The organism is Lysinibacillus sp. NPDC097279, assembly GCF_044761745.1.
Lineage (GTDB): Bacteria > Bacillota > Bacilli > Bacillales_A > Planococcaceae > Lysinibacillus.
Genome location: NZ_JBIWDA010000009.1, coordinates 1 through 16524, shown reverse-complemented (window position 1 = coordinate 16524; position 16524 = coordinate 1). Strand labels below are relative to the sequence as shown.

Here is a 16524-nt window from a genome sequence, read left to right as displayed (position 1 = left end):
ATATGCATCGAACATGTGAAATAGAAGCTTTCGGTATATTACCACTATAAATTAGTTAATTTTTAGCTTTTGCTCTTTACCATTAACTTTATATACTAAATATCCGCTATTAATCATTAAGTCCGATACCGATTGCTTAACAACTACACTCGATTTTAATGTTTTCAAATTTAGTTTTGTTAAGTAACCGCCATTACTATAATTGCTATAATAAAGATTTTCCCCAACACCTGTAATATATAGTGCTCGAGTATCCATTACCTTCGTTTTCTTCCCACTGACTAAATCGAGTTTATACAATTTATCGTTGTCTGCTGTGTTGCTAAAGAATAGAGTATTATTAATTTGATGTGCAAAATGTACATTTTGCATAAATTGATATGCTGTACTTGTTGCGGCAGGATAATTAGATGTAATCCAAGTATGGTCTTTCTTTAGCTGCGCATCTGATACAAGGAAATAATCATAGGAAGATGCCCCTATACGATTTGGTAAAGGATCATTCCATGTCGTATCAAGATGATACCACTTACCATCAACCTCCACCATATTCCAAGCATGCGCTTCATTGCCATTCACATAACCTACTACATATTTCGTTTCAATGCCAGCTTGCTCTAACATTTTATATGCTGTTAATGCATAGCCCTGACATACAGCTTGTCCTTCAAATAATAGTGCGTACGCGCTATGTGGACTTGCTTTCGTTTTTGAACCATAACTAGTATTTGACACGATATAATCATTAACTGCTTTCACTTTCTGAAATTGTGTCATAGATGGTTTAATAATCGTTTTTAATATACCATCAATCTTTTTCTGAACGGCCGTTTCTTGCGCTGAAGTCGTAAAATACTTCACTTTATAAGTCACGTTTCCTGTAGAGTCCGCAGTCATTGTCATTCCTTGAAGATGGCCACTTGCATAAGTAGACTTTTGCTGAGCCTTCTCAAATGCTTCCATTAACTTTTTATCAAAACCCGCCATTGAACCACTATATGTAACTTTTATTTCTGTAGCAAAATTATTAAGTTGTTTTGCTATTTCATTTGTAAGCTGATCCAACGTTTCTATCTTTGTGCTTGCCACCACGTTATAAGCAACAGGTGCTTGTATGTTTAAAGACTGACTTTGTGCACTGGCTACAGTTGGACTTAACATCAACAATGTGGCACTACTTAATAACCATTTTTTCACAATTATTCACCTTCTCTTTTACAATATCTTTATCCTAATTATAAAAGAGAATATTACTTTAAATCCATCATACAAGTTCACTACATGCGACCTTTTTCTAATTTTTTCTATGTAAGTATTTAGGTATTTAAACCTATCTAAATCATAAATCTAATAATTAAAAGTATTTTTTTGCATACACATTACATTTAAATAAAAAAACGGAACAAGCCTCGCTATCATAATTTCTATCGGAAACAAAGACAGGTAAGCCCTCCACAAAGGAGGCTGACGATTGTCCGATAAAAACTAAAGGTAGCGAGACTTGTCGTTTAACTTTTCTATAAGGCAAGAGCTCAAAAGGGTACTAACGGCTTTTGACAACTAAATTTACAGCTTCTTGAATTACTTCATTCATTTTCTCACCGTCACCCTCAGCATTTTGAACACATTCTAACAGATTTGTACTAACAATTACGCCGACCGTACGATCTACTGCTGAGCGTACAGCAGATAATTGTGTAATAACTGCTTTACAGTCCTTTTCTTCCTCCATCATTTTCAAAATACCACGTAGCTGGCCTTCCATTCGCTTTACGCGATTTTTCACTTGATCTGAATATTCCACATTCATTACCCCTTCGTTTATACTCGCTGCGTCAAGTTGAGTAATTATTATTCTTATCCTAGCACAAAATATTAAAAATACACGTGTTGCATTACGCTTACTATGGTTTCAAATATTTTAAAAGCATTTTAGTCATTACTGTACCTGCATTTGTTAATTCATCGTATTGAATAATCGAATTCTTTTTTAAACGTAGCTGACCAATCTCCACTTCGAATATTGGACATTTTCTTTTTAAGGCCATGATAAGCATATTTGTATCGTATTCAAAACGATCCCCTTTTACTTCTATGAGCCATGGTAACTCTTTGATTTCTATGTAACGTAAGCCTGTTTGTGTATCCATTAGTTTTTTATGAAACAGTAATTCAAACAATAAACTCGTTGCTCGATTTCCCCAATATGAAAAGAATGTACTATCAGAAGAATGGAAATTGCGTATTCCTAAGACAATGCCTTCTGAAAATACTTTGGTCATGGTCAATACTAATTTAATATCCTCTAACGTATGCTGTCCATGTGCACCTACTGTTAGAACACCCTGAACATTCTCTCGTTTAGACCATATATAAGAGAAAGCTGTTTTTAACGCTCCGCCTTTCCCAATATTCTGTTCGTGTTGGAGCACTTTACATCTATCTATTTTCTTTAACTCTTCAAATATAGTTTCATATTTTTCATCGCTACCATCATTCACAATAACAACTTGCGTAATTGAGGTAGCTAATAATTGATGTACAAATGTTATAAATGATTGTTGCGGATTATATGTTGGAATAATTGCTGCAATTTTTTTCATCCATCAATCCCCCCAAAGACGATAAACTAACTCTTAAATCAAATAGTATCATACTAGAGACAATTCAACTGAGGAATTCTGTGGAAAATAATCAATAACACTAATAATTTCCCGATATATGAAAAAAGACTACTTTCGTTATTTAAGAAGAGGTGAGTACAATCGTCATACAATACGAGATCCTTCACGAACAATGTGAAAAATTACATTTACTATCGTTCACACATATAGCGCAAAACTTACAGGATGCTAGTGGCTCTGCTATTTCACAGCCCTCGGTTGCTTTACAAAAGTCACGCCTCGTTCTTGAGGAAATAATCTATGACTTTTACGAGCTGGAAATGCACGCAAAACCGAAACTAAAAAATATCCGAACACTTTTAAATAATCGTAACTTTATTTCAAAAATTCATCCACGTCGCATTTATTTATTAATGGAGCTTGTCTTTAAAATGACAAGTACTAGCAACAATGACATCGTTGAAGCAAAGGCAGCCAAAATTGTTCTCGATTATGTCAGCGATATCGTAGAATGGTTTATTCACCGTTATGATCGTAGCCTAAAAGTATCTATATCGACTCGAAAAATTCCTAAATTTGAAGATATATTGCCACCACTTGATCCGAAGATGCTCGATCAGTATTCAGCGAAGGATTATGAACATGCCGCTAGTTGGTTTGAGTTTTCCGCGAATAAGGGCAATGCAAGTGCACAATACAACTTAGGCTTCCTCTATAACCACGGTCGCGGTGTTCAAAAAGATTATGTGACAGCCAAAATGTGGTATGAGAAAGCAGCTGCTCAACATGATGCCAATGCACTTTATAGTCTTGGAGTGCTTTATCATTTAGGACAAGGTGTTGAACAAAATTATCAAGAGGCTGCTCATTATTATAAGGCTGCTGCGGATTTAGGAAATGCCGATGCACAATATAATCTTGGTGTCCTTTACAATCAAGGGCTTGGCCTTGCTATTGATTTTAAGGAGGCTGCAAAATGGTATATTTCAGCAGCCAATCAGGGCAATACAAGTGCACAAAATAATCTTGGCTTTCTCTATCATAATGGAACTGGTGTACAACAAAGTTTTGAGGAGGCAATAGCCTACTTTGAAATGGCAGCACTTGCTGGAGATGCCAGTGCACAGTATAACCTCGGCTATATGTATCTCAAAGGGCGTGGCATCACACAAAATGCTGAAGAAGCTGCGAGATGGTTTCACCTAGCTGCACTTCAGGACCATACGAATGCAGAGTTTCAATTGGCCTTGCTCTACAATACAGGACAGGGCATTCAGCAAGATTCCATTGAAGCAATAAAATGGTTTAAACTTGCAGCACATAAAGGTCATACCAATGCTCAATATTGTCTCGGCCTCCTTTACCAAAAAGAAAAAGACAACACGCGCGCGGAAAGATGGTTTCAGCTTGCCGCTGACAATGGACATATTAGTGCAGGCTATGAACTTGGCCTTCTTTTCGTCTATCAGCTACATCAGCCTGACAAAGCATTACAGTATTTTATAACTGCCGCTGAAAAAGGCTATGCTAATGCTCAATTCGAGCTTGGGTTGTTATATGCTAACGGTGTTGGGGTTGCATTGAATTATGCCAAGGCAGTTCAATGGTGGAGAGCTGCAACAGACCAATCTCATATTCAAGCTGAATATCAATTAGGATTATTGTATGAACAAGGATTAGGCGTTTCCCAAGACTTAGATGAGGCTAGACGTTGCTATAGACTTGCGGCTATTCAAGGGCATGCTGGTGCACAATATCAACTTGGTAATTTATTTGATAAGGGCAAAGGGGTGTCCCAAGATTTCACAGAGGCAGCTAAATGGATTGAACAAGCCGCTTCTAAAGGACATGCTAAAGCCCAATACCAGTTAGCCCAAATGCATAGCCATGGACAGGGTGTCCCGAAAGATTTTGCAAGGGCTGCCCAACTTTATCGGCTTGCTGCAAATCAGGGTCACCAAAAAGCTCAATTTCAGCTAGGCATGCTTTATAAGAAAGGACAGGGCGTTGCTCAAGATTATAATGAGGCAACACGTTGGCTTAAAAAATCGCTAGAATATTTAACTTAAAAGATACTTAGACGAGCTACTGATTTAAAGTTGAAACTAAAAAATGTAGGCAAACTCAAATCTCTTTGAATTTGCCTACACGCTGACCGCGTCAAAAATAGGCGCGGTTTTATATTAATTTTTCATTTCCTGTTTTTGATTTACCATAAATGTCACAATAATAAATAGTGCAAAACTAATGAGCAATGTTGTGCCACCTACGATAAAGAAAATTAACGTAAATGTATGACCAAAGTTAAAAGGATTAATATTGTAGAACCACATACCAAGTGTTAGACCAAAGACTCCAATAATCGCTGTCCAACCATGTAATGCTACTAATTTTTGCGATTTCACTTTAAATGCACGGTAAAAGATGCCCCATGCAAACATACTTAACCAACCAACGAGTAAAACGTGTGCGTGAATTGGCCGAAATTCATAGCTACCTGACCCTGACATATGCGAACCTAAGTACGTACCCACTAATGCGAAAATCGCTGCGAGACGAATAAGACGTAAACTCCATTTTTGTTCCATACGATAACTCCTCCAAGTTTTAACTTACCTAGAAGTTTATCGATTGAACATGAACTTTACATGAACTCTATATTACAATTTTGGTAGGTGTATACAGACGCTTGTCCCTACGTTTATAGCACTTTTCATTTGCACTTCACCACCGTGCAATTCAACAATTTGTTTTACAATGGCAAGGCCGAGACCTGTCCCTTGCTTTGTTCTTGACTCATCAGCTCGATAAAAACGGTCATATACCTTTTGTAATTGCTCCTCATTCATACCAATACCACTATCCTCTATTAGCACTTCTATAAAAGTAGAATGTGCTTGAAGATGTATGTGAATTTCTCCCCCATTAACATTGTATTTAATGGCGTTTGTTAATAAATTATCCCATACATTTTGTAGTAGCCCTGCATCCCCTTTATATGTTACAGGCTCAATCTGATACGATAACTGCACATTGGCTTCCTCTAACTGCCATCGATATTTGCGCACAGTTTCCTTCAATTGCTCATCTAAATTGTACGGTTCTCTCTTTAGCAATCTAGTTGATTGATCGAGTGATGTCAGAAGTAATAGTTGCTTCGTTAATGTTGAAAGTCGCTTCGTTTCTAGCTCAATAATCGTCGCATATTCTTGTCGTTCTGGTTCAGAAAGTGTAGGATTTTTCAGTAAATCTACATAGCCCTGAATATTCAATAATGGCGATTGAAAGTCATGTGATACATTACTTATAAACTGTTTACGGATTCTATCGTTTTCCTGCAATTTTTCCGTCATCACATTAAAGCTATCCGCCAGTTGCCCAATTTCATCCGCACGATCTATCTCAAGCAACGTATCAAACTTTTCATGTGCCAACTGATGAGTTGCTTCTGTTAACTGTGTAATCGGTCTAATGAGTGCCTTTGCAAATAGCAGCATAGCAAGTAAACTTAGTACGGCCATTCCAAGAATAAGTCCACCTAATAGCGTATGGGCTTCAGAGAACAACAAACGAATGTCAGGTCTAACAAACAGTGCATACTGTTCATTTTGATACGTAAAAGGTACACCAATCGTATTAATAAGTTCATTGGCAAAAAAGCCTGTCATAAAAGTCTCTTTTGGGAAATCACGCATACCGTGATAAACTTCCCCATCTAAAACATGCTGGATAACATCTGCTGATAATTTTTTATCTCGGTATTCGCCACCAAAGAAGCGATGTTCCTCTCCCGTTGTCACATAAATTTGGTAACCAATCTGTCCAAGCGTTGTTAAATAGCTATCTAAATCCATTTGCTTGGCGGATTCAATATAATCGACAATATCTTCTGCAATTGCAACATTTTTCGCATCATTTTTTCCTTTAGTTACTTGATGATAGTACGTATTCGTCATTAAAAATCCTATGCATAAACTGCCAATCATAATGAGCAATGTTGTAACAACAAACTTACTATATAACGTCTTCATGTCGCACTCGCCTCGAGCTTATAACCGACACCGCGCACTGTTGTAATTTCGACGTCTGTTTCGTAGCGATGCAAGCGCTCTCTTATCCGCTTTACATGTGTATTTAACGTTTGCTCGTCCCCTTCATAGTCGTAGCCCCACACTTGCTCCATAATAATGCTACGTGTAAATACTTGATTGGGTCGAGATGCAAGTAATGCCAATAGCTCGAATTCCTTTAAGGGCAAAATAAGTGTTTCTCCAGCAATCGTAACCTCAAAGCTACGACGATCAATTTCGAGCTTACCAACCTGAATCGTGACCTGATTCTTTTTATCAAGTCTACGTAAAATTGCTGCAATGCGAAACAGCAATTCCTTTGGCTCGAACGGCTTCACAACATAGTCATCTGAACCTGCTAAAAAACCGCGCTCCTTATCTTCAAGCTCTCCTTTAGCCGTTAACAACAGCACTGGAATATCATAGTCCTTACTCAAAATTTCAGTTAGTGTAAAACCATCCATTCCAGGCATCATAACATCAACAACTGCCAAATCGGGCATGTTTCCATCGAGTAATTGCAACGCTTGTTCGCCATTCTCCGCCTGTAATACTTGATAGCCTTCTCGTGTTAAATAAATATTGACTAACTGTAAAATATGCACGTCATCATCGACAACTAAAATTTTCATTTATCTTTGCCCCCATTCAATCTATTGCACTAGGAGTTCAGTTCCTAACATAGCTTGCGCTTTATGTAGAAAGGGCTGTCCTATAAGCCAGTCTATCAAAAATATGTACTTGCTATATCGTAAAAATCCACTGCTTGCATTGTAAATTGTGTGAGTGACTGGCACTAGCGTAAAAATCCACAGCACTTTCCCGCGGGCACTTCGGAAGCCGCATTCTTCGCTACTACACGCGCTTTTTTACGTCTTACGCCCTGTGCGTTCCCGCAGGAGTCTTCGTGGATTTTTACTTAGTTAACCTTAATGTACTGCTTTAAAAATTCAGAATTGTTTGAGTGACTGGCACTCAAAATGAAAATATTGATATCAATAGCAATATAAGTAATGGCAAGCCGATAACGATATAGCCTCTTGGATTTGCAAAATTCATTGTCCAGCCTACACCAAAACGCTTCTCTACAAATACTGATGGATCCTGACGATTCATATAAATTAGACCGCCCTTCCAATAACGATCCTCATCTATATCCATTACCTCTGAAACGACATTGCCTTTATAATGTACACGTAACTGTCGCTTTTTCCATGCATAAACAAGTACTGAACCTATGATTAAAATGAGAAATGTCATGAAAAATGGTAGTAGTTTTTTTCCATCCGCCATTGAAGGGTAGATATTACTTAACTGTAGCATTGTTAATAATCCTGTTAAACTATAGCTGACCAATGCAATATTCCAGCTCATAAACTTTCGTGTTTTTAATTCACTTTCCAAAGACTCCTGCTGTCGATTAATAGCCAATCGAATCGCCGAACGCTTTATAGAATCAGCAGTCCCCCACATCATACATTGCATCATTAACATAATTAGTGGCAGTGCACTCGCAGTAAAATACGATTTTTCTTGCCATGCATCCGCTGCTCCGCTTGGACCCCAATGTACCGCAATTGCATTTGGTATTTGATCATAATGTAATATTGTAAATATGATAAGAAAAACCGTGACACCTATAGGTACCACATAAAATGGCCAAGGTAGTATTTCATCACGGCTACGGGCTGTTAAATCGACTGCTCTTACTTGTTTTATGTTCATGCCCCATTGCTCACGCATTTTCAACTTCATGATTTGTTGATGGTTGAACCAGTATAGCACCATACTGACGGCTAGCATTCCAAATAAGCAGCTTAGTAAAAGAATACCTTGAACACTTTCTGAAGGAGCAAGTAACCAATAAAACACAAACATAATCATTAATATTAGCGCACCAAAAAGACCGACCGTTTGCGCATAGCGCTTTTTTGCAATAGCTAATGCTCGATGCTTTACATTTTGTTCAGGTACGGTAACTCCAAATACGATTGTCTCTCGTACGATATAAGGGACAAAAATTTGCATAGCTAATGTCATGATATACAAAATTGTAAAAATTCCCAATAGCATGCTACACCCCTTCTATTGGTAGTTGCAAATCAGCAAATACCTTTTTCATCATGTACTCAATTTGATCCACTGTTGCGCCGAGCACCATTCCTTCTGCCACAACAGGCTTTAAGTTTTTTTCAATCTGCTGCAACTGTTCTGGCGTTAATGCACGCTCCTCTGTTGAACGTATAATTGCACCTGATTTAGCACGAATAGTAATAATTCCTTTTGCCTCAAGCTCGTGGTAACTCTTATTAACTGTATGCATATTAACACCTAAATCAGCCGCTAAACTTCGGACAGATGGCAACATATCCCCTGGTCCCATGTCTCCTCTTGCGATACCCTCTATAATTTGCCGTGTAACTTGCTCATAGATAGGCACATCCGAAAAAGGCTCTATTTGAATAAACATCTATATCAGCTCCATGTTTGTTATACAATTAGTATAACAAAATTCCGATTTTATGCATAGAGAAATTGGGCTGTCTCATAATGGCAAAAAAATGATTCTATAAAGAATTTTTTATCGTATCAATAAACTTTTCTACAAGTATACTTTGCTTCTCATTTTTCCTTGTACAAATAGCCACTTTATGTTTACTATATATCCCCTGTACATATACTCTAGCCAATTGCCCATTATCTACATACTCTTTAACTGCTAGTGAGGAAATAAAAATCGCCCCATATCCAGCCATAACTGATCGAATCGTTTCATTTATTCCACTAAATTGCAGTGCAATTTTAGGCGGTTTTACTTGATGCGTTTCACAAAGCGAAAAGAGGTGATCTCTCATAGAGCTCCCTTCCTCCCGCATGATAAAAGGTTCCTTCATCATTTTTTCTATAGAAACAGTTTGATTAGCATACGGGTGTTCAGGTGCAACTACAAACCATAGCTCATCTTCAAAAAGCTCCTCCCATAACACTTCCTCTGGTCTCTCCGAAGTTCCGCCTCCGTAAATAGCGATATCTGCCTTATAGTGTATTAGCTGCTCAAATGCTTCTTTTGTATTGACCGTTGTAATAACTAAATTAACGTCTTCGTTTAAGCCTTTAAAAGTAGCCGCCCATTTCGGAATTAAAAAGTTAGCAGGTAAATACGTAGCTACAATATGAATAGAACCTATCTTGGCAAGGCGATAGTCCTCTATAAATGACTCAATGTGTTGCTCAAGAGAAATAAGATTTTTCGCCTTTTCCGCTAACGCCTCACCGAATTCAGTCAATACGATCCCTCTGCCCTGCTGTTTAAATAATGAGACGCCTATTTCCTGCTCAAACCTTTTAATTTGGCTAGACACTGCAGGTTGACTAATATGCAATATATCAGCAGCCCTTGTAAAGCTACCTGTTTTAGCTACTTGGTAAAATAATTTTAATGCGTGACTATTCATGCCCTCTCCTACTCATAACTTTAATTTATGTATTAGTAATTATTATATATTTTTATTATAGTTCATTTTATCATACACTTTAGTTGCAATTGAAAATCATTATGGAAATGAGGAACTTTACTATGGCAATAAACAACGTATGGCATGACGTAGATGAATATTTTATTGAAAAGCTAATTCCTTTTGATGAATCAATGGAGAACGTATTACAGGCAAATAAAAATGCTAACATTCCAGAAATTGATGTATCCCCTACACAAGGAAAATTACTTTATTTACTAGCAAAAATAAAAGGTGCTCAAAACGTCCTAGAAATTGGTACACTTGGCGGCTATAGTAGTATATGGCTTGCCCGTGCTCTCCCCGAATCAGGAAAAGTTTACACACTAGAAATCGACCATGCGTATGCAGAAGTAGCAAAGCAAAATATCCTAAAGGCAGGCTGTAGTAGCAAAGTCGAAGTGCTTGTAGGAAATGCACTAGATTCTTTACCTACCTTTAAAAATTCAGGACCTTTATTCGACCTTATTTTCATTGATGCAGATAAACCAAACAATCCTCAATATTTAAAATGGGCTTTAGAATTAGCGAATAGTGGAGCACTGATCATCGCTGATAATGTAGTGCGAAACGGTGAAGTCATCGATGATAAAAGCGAAGATGAGCGTGTGCAAGGTGTGCGTCAATTTATGGATTTATTAGAACACGAACCACGTATCGAATCTACAGCCATTCAAACTGTAGGGATTAAAGGATATGATGGTCTCGTCCTAGCGATTGTTAAATAACGAAAAGGAGATGTCCTATGCTTTCGCAAGACATCTCCTTCTACTATTACATAGTCACTACCGCTATTTCCTCTTTCAAATGTGCCACCGCTTCCTCAACGTTTACTGCATGTCCTAACTCATTGAGTGATTCACCAATTAGCCTCACTGCTTGTTCAAGCATAGCAGGTGTTGTATTCCCCATATGGCCTATACGGAATGCTTTACCTGCTAAATGTGCCAATGAACCAGCAACAATGACACCTTTTTCTGCAAGCTTTGCTCGGAACTTGGCATCCTCTACCCCCTGAGGATAGAGCATACAACTTAAAGTTGGAGCAGCAACAGTCTCTTCAGCAAGTGCCACCATACCATACGTAGACAATGCGAAACGTACTGCACGTCCATATGCTCTATGACGCACCTCGCGCTTTACAATCCCCTCATCTAAAACTATTTTCATAGCAACATTATAGGCATAAATTAAATTCACAGGTGGTGTGGCAAAGTATTTTCCTGGATCATTCATCACTGGCTTCCAGTTTTCAATATCGCAGTAGTAGGCTGCTATCGTGCCAAGTGCTTCGCGAGCCTTTAAAGCAGATTGATTAAATGCAATGATTGCTAATCCTGGTGGGACACCAATAGCTTTTTGTGAGCCAGTTAATACGACATCTAATTTATAGTCAGGGTGTCCATAAGCTTTATTCATATTTTCATCCAATGCGGCTGTTGCAACAACCCCATCTAAAATGATAAGCGCTCCTGCTTGTTTAATAATTGGTACTAATTCATCTAAATCTGAAACAACACCTGTAGATGTATCAGCATGAGTAATCGTGACTGCCTTAAAATTCCCCTCTGCTAATTTTGCCTTTACAGCTTCTATTTCAACTTGTTTACCCCATTCTGCTTGCAGCACTTCTACTTGAATACCATAAGCCATTGCTAAAGGTGTAAAACGATCCCCAAAATAGCCATGACTAATAACCAGTATTTTTTCTCCCTTGCCAACTGTATTGACGATCGCCATTTCCATCGCTAACGTTCCAGAGCCTGCTAGTACAAACACCTCGCCATCCGTTTGGAACAGTTCCTTAGTTTGTGCTAATGCATTTTTATAAATCCCCACAAATCGTGAATCGGTATGTCCACGTGTCTCACTCGCTAAAGCATCATATATCTCAGCAACTACTGGCGTTGGACCAGGAATTAATAACAGCTCTTTATTACCCATTTCGCTTCCCCCTCTAAAATGTTTTTCACTGTATAGAAAAATGCCTTACAAGCCCCCATCTAAGCTCGTAAGACATCTTGCACCCCATTTTTAAATCTCATTACCTTTAATATAAGTAGACCCCTTTTATTAAACAGTGCTCACTTAGTACTAGTAAGGAACGGGGGAACAGACCCCGCTCGTTACATTAGTGGAAGTCGTGAGCTGCATTCGAGTTCAGCCCACTGTATTTTAAGAAAGTAGATATATTCGTTAGTAGATTCCTATCAATTAACTTAATTTTTCATAGCCTGGAAGTGTCAAGAATTCCACGAATTCATCTTGTTCAATTAAAGATTTAAACAGTTCAGCAGCTTCTTCATAGCGACCACTGTTATAAGCTTGTTCCCCAACAGCCTCTTTAATTTTCACAAGCTCTTCTTCCAAAATTTCTAGCACGAATGCTAATGTAATACCACGACCATCATCTAAAATACCTTTTGGATGACGAATCCATTGCCATACTTGTGTCCGTGAGATTTCTGCTGTTGCAGCATCCTCCATCAAGTTGTTAATTGGTGCAGCACCATTACCTCGTAACCAAGAAGCGATGTACTGAACCCCAACACTACAGTTAACGCGAAGACCGTCAAGTGTAATTGTACCTTCAGGAACAGCTACTAAATCTTCGGCCTTAACATTCACATCGTCGCGTTTTTTATGAATTTGATTTGGTGTCTCCATAATGGCATCAAACTGCTCCATAGCTGTTGCAACCATACCAGGATGTGCTACCCAAGTTCCATCATGACCAGCAGTTGCTTCACGACGTTTGTCTTCTGCAACTTTTGCAAATGCTACTGCATTTGCCTCGTCATCCCCTTTGACAGGAATTTGCGCAGCCATACCGCCCATAGCTGGAGCATTGCGTTTATGACATGTTTGAATACATAAAGACGTATAAGCCTTCATAAATGGAACCGTCATCGTTACTTGACCGCGATCTGGTAAAATGACATCAGGTTGATTGCGCAGACGTTTAATGTAGCTGAAAATATAATCCCAACGGCCACAGTTCAGTCCTGCTGAATGGTCGCGAAGCTCATATAAAATTTCATCCATTTCAAATGCAGCTAATATTGTCTCAATTAGTACAGTAGCTCTAATTGTACCTTGTGGAATACCGATGTAATCTTGTGCAAAGACAAAAACATCGTTCCACAAACGAGCCTCTAAATGGCTTTCTAACTTTGGTAGGTAGAAGTATGGACCCGTACCTTTTGCTAGTGCATTTTTAGCATTATGGAATAAATACAGAGCAAAATCAAAGAAACTTCCTGAAATTGGCTCACCATCTACAAGGACATGCTTTTCAAGTAAATGAAGGCCACGTGGACGTACTAATAATACAGCTGTTTCTTTATTTAATTTATACGTTTTACCATTCGATGCCTGTGTAAATTCAATTGTCTTATTAATGGCATCACGCATATTAATTTGACCAGAAATCATGTTCTCCCATGTAGGAGCAGATGCATCCTCAAAACAAGCCATGAACATTTTCGCACCAGAATTCAATGCGTTAATAACCATTTTGCGATCTACTGGTCCAGTAATTTCTACTCGTCGATCTTGTAAATCCGCTGGCAGTGGCGCAATCGTCCAATCTCCCTCGCGAATATGCTTTGTTTCTGGTAAGAAGTCGAGTTTCTCACCAGCATCGAGACGTTTTTGACGTTCTTGACGAGCCTCTAAAAGCTCCTGACGACGCGCATCGAACTTTTCATGCAGGGCAAGAACAAACTCAAGGGCTTCGGGTGTTAAAATTTCTTTTGTTTGCTCGTTTTGTTCCCCAACAATAGTAAGCTTACCTGTAGTTACCTGTTCCATCAGTAGTTCCCCCACCTCTCGTGATTGAAGTTTCCCCCGCTTAGGAGGTGCGAGGGAAACTTATCTATGATTATGAATTTAGGAATTAACTTAATTGAATTAAACGAATTGTTCAGTTTCTGTAGATCCTGCCATGGCAGTCGTTGAAGAAGTACCGCCTGAAATAACTTGTGATACATCATCGAAGTAACCTGTACCTACTTCACGTTGGTGACGAGTAGCTGTATAGCCTTTAGATTCAGAAGCAAACTCTGCTTGTTGTAGTTTAGAGTATGCAGCCATTCCGTTATCTTTATAGTCATGAGCTAGCTCAAACATAGAGTGATTTAATGCATGGAAGCCTGCTAATGTTACGAATTGGAATTTGTATCCTAATTTCCCTAGCTCACGTTGGTATTCCGCAATTTCTTCTTCTGAAAGGTTTGCTTTCCAGTTGAACGAAGGTGAGCAGTTGTAAGCAAGCATTTTACCAGGGAATTCAGCATGAATCGCCGCTGCAAATTCGCGAGCTTCTTCAAGAGATGGCTTAGATGTTTCACACCAGATTAAATCTGCGTATGGTGCGTATGCTAAACCACGAGCAATTGCTTGTTGAATACCTGGTTTTGTACGGAAGAAGCCTTCAGGTGTACGTTCACCAGTAATAAATTCAGCATCACGTGGATCGATATCTGAAGTAACCATATCAGCAGCATCTGCGTCAGTACGTGCGATTAAAATTGTATCTACACCCATTACATCAGTTGCTAAACGAGCTGCAATTAAGTTACGAACAGCATTTTGTGTAGGAAGTAATACTTTACCTCCTAAGTGTCCACATTTCTTCTCAGAAGCTAATTGGTCTTCTAAATGAACACCTGCTGCTCCAGCTTCGATCATACCTTTTACAAGTTCGAATACATTTAGAGGACCACCGAAACCAGCTTCAGCATCTGCAACGATTGGAGCAAACCAATCGAAATCATCTACTCGACCTTCAGCATGGTCGATTTGATCTGCACGTTGTAGTGCTTGATTAATACGCTTTACTACAGCTGGTACAGAGTTAGCTGGGTATAATGATTGGTCAGGATACATTTGACCAGAAAGGTTAGCATCTGCCGCTACTTGCCAGCCTGATAAGTAAATTGCTTGTAATCCTGCTTTTACTTGTTGAACCGCTTGGTTACCTGTTAGTGCACCTAATGCATTAATGAATGGCTCTTCATGTAGGGATTTCCAAAGTCGTGTAGCACCTTTACTTGCTAAAGTTTGCTCAATTACTACAGACCCCTGTAATTTAACTACTTCTTCAGCTGTATATGCGCGCTCAATACCAGCCCAACGGGGGTTTTCTGCCCATTGTTTTTCTAAAGCTTGGATTTTTTCTTGACGTGTTGACATATTGAAATTCCACCTTCCCCTTTGTATAAAATATACTCTGTTAAAAAACTTTTTAAATTCTGTTCCATAACAGGTTTATTTGTTGTAAATTAATATATAACAGCTAATCTAAATTTTCACTATTTTTAGATAAAATACCGAATTTTAATGATGAAGCTACCTTTTTTAGCGACAAAATTTGGTAAACTGTTTACAAACAAGGGGGACAATCACAATGAATAATGAATTCGATTCTTTACAAAAAGATATTTCACAACAATTTATTACGATGTTACAAGACTGGATTCCACCAAATTCGTCCATCGCCATTGCTGTTCAAAACTCCTATATTTATTTTCACTCTGAATCACACAATATTCATTTAGAAACAGGGCGGCAAGTTGAGCCAGGTAGTATTGCAGCGCAAGTACTACAAACAGAAAAACGTACAGATGCAATTTTAGATAATACCTTATTTGGAACACCATATTACGGTATTGGCTATCCAATACATATACAAAATACTCTAGCTGCATTAGTAGTTGTATTACCTTCAACTTTTACTGTCCAAAAATTAGAACCCTATCAATTTTTAACTGGTAAACGAGAGGAAGAATGGAATCCTGTTGCAATTGAGAACATATCATACCTTGAAAGTCTTCAGAAAAAAACATGGTTTTATGTAGAAAAGGAACAGTTTAAAACGAGTATTACACTCAAAGAGTTACAAATGCGTTTACCACCATTTTTTATTCGTATTCATCGATCATATATTGTGAATATTCATTTCATAAAAAAAATGGCACGTGATCTCACTTCAAATTTTATCGTTACGTTAAAAGATGGGACGGAACTGCCAGTCAGCCAATCCTATCTTAATAATCTGCGAAACGCCCTTGAATTTTAATAGATAAAAAATGAGTATATAAAGCAGCAGCATACAAAGTCTATTTGTCGAATAGCCTCAATGCAATTTTAGTGAGGCTTATTCAAATAGACTAATTAAAATACAAAAAAACCTGAGAATAAATTCTCAGGTTTTGATTTGCCTAGCGACGTCCTACTCTCACAGGGGGAAGCCCCCAACTACCATCGGCGCTAAAGAGCTTAACTTCCGTGTTCGGTATGGGAACGGGTGTG

The 16524-nt window shown here is 38.3% G+C and carries 15 protein-coding genes and 1 rRNA gene; 3 read left to right on the top strand and 13 right to left on the bottom strand.

From position 1 onward, the window contains the following. Window positions 1–51 precede the first annotated feature (51 nt). From ACIQ1H_RS21435 to ACIQ1H_RS21425, 3 genes are all read right to left on the bottom strand, one after another. Window positions 52–1197 carry a transglutaminase domain-containing protein gene (locus ACIQ1H_RS21435; RefSeq protein WP_402891821.1) on the bottom strand — a complete coding sequence of 382 codons (1146 nt, stop codon included), beginning with the start codon at window positions 1195–1197 and terminating at the stop codon, window positions 52–54. A 346-nt stretch (window positions 1198–1543) separates the two neighbouring features. Beyond that, window positions 1544–1804, bottom strand: a complete 261-nt coding sequence (locus ACIQ1H_RS21430; RefSeq protein ID WP_010857552.1) for a metal-sensitive transcriptional regulator — start codon at window positions 1802–1804, stop codon at window positions 1544–1546. A 100-nt stretch (window positions 1805–1904) separates the two neighbouring features. Then, on the bottom strand, window positions 1905–2603 hold the full coding sequence (locus ACIQ1H_RS21425; protein WP_402891818.1) for a glycosyltransferase family 2 protein: 699 nt from the start codon (window positions 2601–2603) through the stop codon (window positions 1905–1907). Between the two features lie 152 nt (window positions 2604–2755). On the opposite strand from ACIQ1H_RS21425, the gene ACIQ1H_RS21420 reads away from it, so the two are divergent. Continuing rightward, a complete protein-coding gene (locus tag ACIQ1H_RS21420; protein ID WP_402891815.1) occupies window positions 2756–4693 on the top strand; it encodes an SEL1-like repeat protein in 1938 nt (645 codons plus the stop codon). A 114-nt stretch (window positions 4694–4807) separates the two neighbouring features. Here ACIQ1H_RS21420 and ACIQ1H_RS21415 read toward each other — a convergent pair whose 3' ends face one another. The 6 genes from ACIQ1H_RS21415 to ACIQ1H_RS21390 form a co-directional block, all read right to left on the bottom strand. Then, window positions 4808–5212, bottom strand: a complete 405-nt coding sequence (locus ACIQ1H_RS21415; protein WP_228134288.1) for a hypothetical protein — start codon at window positions 5210–5212, stop codon at window positions 4808–4810. Between the two features lie 72 nt (window positions 5213–5284). Next, entirely contained in the window at window positions 5285–6655 is a 1371-nt protein-coding gene (locus ACIQ1H_RS21410; RefSeq protein WP_402891812.1) for an ATP-binding protein, read from the bottom strand. Continuing rightward, a complete protein-coding gene (locus tag ACIQ1H_RS21405; protein WP_402891809.1) occupies window positions 6652–7326 on the bottom strand; it encodes a response regulator transcription factor in 675 nt (224 codons plus the stop codon). The genes ACIQ1H_RS21410 and ACIQ1H_RS21405 overlap by 4 nt, the downstream gene beginning before the upstream one ends. Before the next feature lie 343 nt (window positions 7327–7669). Further along, window positions 7670–8767, bottom strand: a complete 1098-nt coding sequence (locus ACIQ1H_RS21400) for a DUF1648 domain-containing protein (protein ID WP_402891806.1) — start codon at window positions 8765–8767, stop codon at window positions 7670–7672. A gap of 1 nt (window position 8768) precedes the next feature. Continuing rightward, on the bottom strand, window positions 8769–9164 hold the full coding sequence (locus ACIQ1H_RS21395; RefSeq protein ID WP_402891803.1) for a GntR family transcriptional regulator: 396 nt from the start codon (window positions 9162–9164) through the stop codon (window positions 8769–8771). 97 nt (window positions 9165–9261) lie between these two features. After that, a complete protein-coding gene (locus ACIQ1H_RS21390) occupies window positions 9262–10149 on the bottom strand; it encodes a LysR family transcriptional regulator (protein WP_402891801.1) in 888 nt (295 codons plus the stop codon). 122 nt (window positions 10150–10271) lie between these two features. Here ACIQ1H_RS21390 and ACIQ1H_RS21385 point away from each other — a divergent pair, with 122 nt between their 5' ends. Continuing rightward, complete coding sequence (locus ACIQ1H_RS21385) at window positions 10272–10937, top strand: O-methyltransferase (RefSeq protein ID WP_402891799.1); 666 nt, start codon at window positions 10272–10274, stop codon at window positions 10935–10937. A 46-nt stretch (window positions 10938–10983) separates the two neighbouring features. On the opposite strand, the gene ACIQ1H_RS21380 is transcribed toward ACIQ1H_RS21385, so the two are convergent. The 3 genes from ACIQ1H_RS21380 to aceA all read right to left on the bottom strand — a co-directional run bounded on the left by ACIQ1H_RS21380 (window position 10984) and on the right by aceA (window position 15405). Then, complete coding sequence (locus tag ACIQ1H_RS21380) at window positions 10984–12153, bottom strand: pyridoxal-phosphate-dependent aminotransferase family protein (protein WP_402891796.1); 1170 nt, start codon at window positions 12151–12153, stop codon at window positions 10984–10986. Window positions 12154–12423: 270 nt separating this feature from the next. Continuing rightward, window positions 12424–14022, bottom strand: coding sequence for a malate synthase A (gene aceB, locus ACIQ1H_RS21375; protein ID WP_402891793.1), 1599 nt, complete (start codon window positions 14020–14022; stop codon window positions 12424–12426). 99 nt (window positions 14023–14121) lie between these two features. Further along, window positions 14122–15405 (bottom strand): isocitrate lyase, encoded by a 1284-nt coding sequence (gene aceA / locus ACIQ1H_RS21370; protein ID WP_402891790.1) that lies wholly within the window; start codon window positions 15403–15405, stop codon window positions 14122–14124. Window positions 15406–15619: 214 nt separating this feature from the next. Between aceA and ACIQ1H_RS21365 the strand changes: the two genes are divergently transcribed. Continuing rightward, complete coding sequence (locus ACIQ1H_RS21365) at window positions 15620–16291, top strand: LytTR family DNA-binding domain-containing protein (RefSeq protein WP_402891788.1); 672 nt, start codon at window positions 15620–15622, stop codon at window positions 16289–16291. Window positions 16292–16431: 140 nt separating this feature from the next. Here the strand turns inward: ACIQ1H_RS21365 and rrf are convergent. Further along, window positions 16432–16524 (bottom strand): 5S ribosomal RNA (rrf, locus tag ACIQ1H_RS21360); the annotation flags it as partial.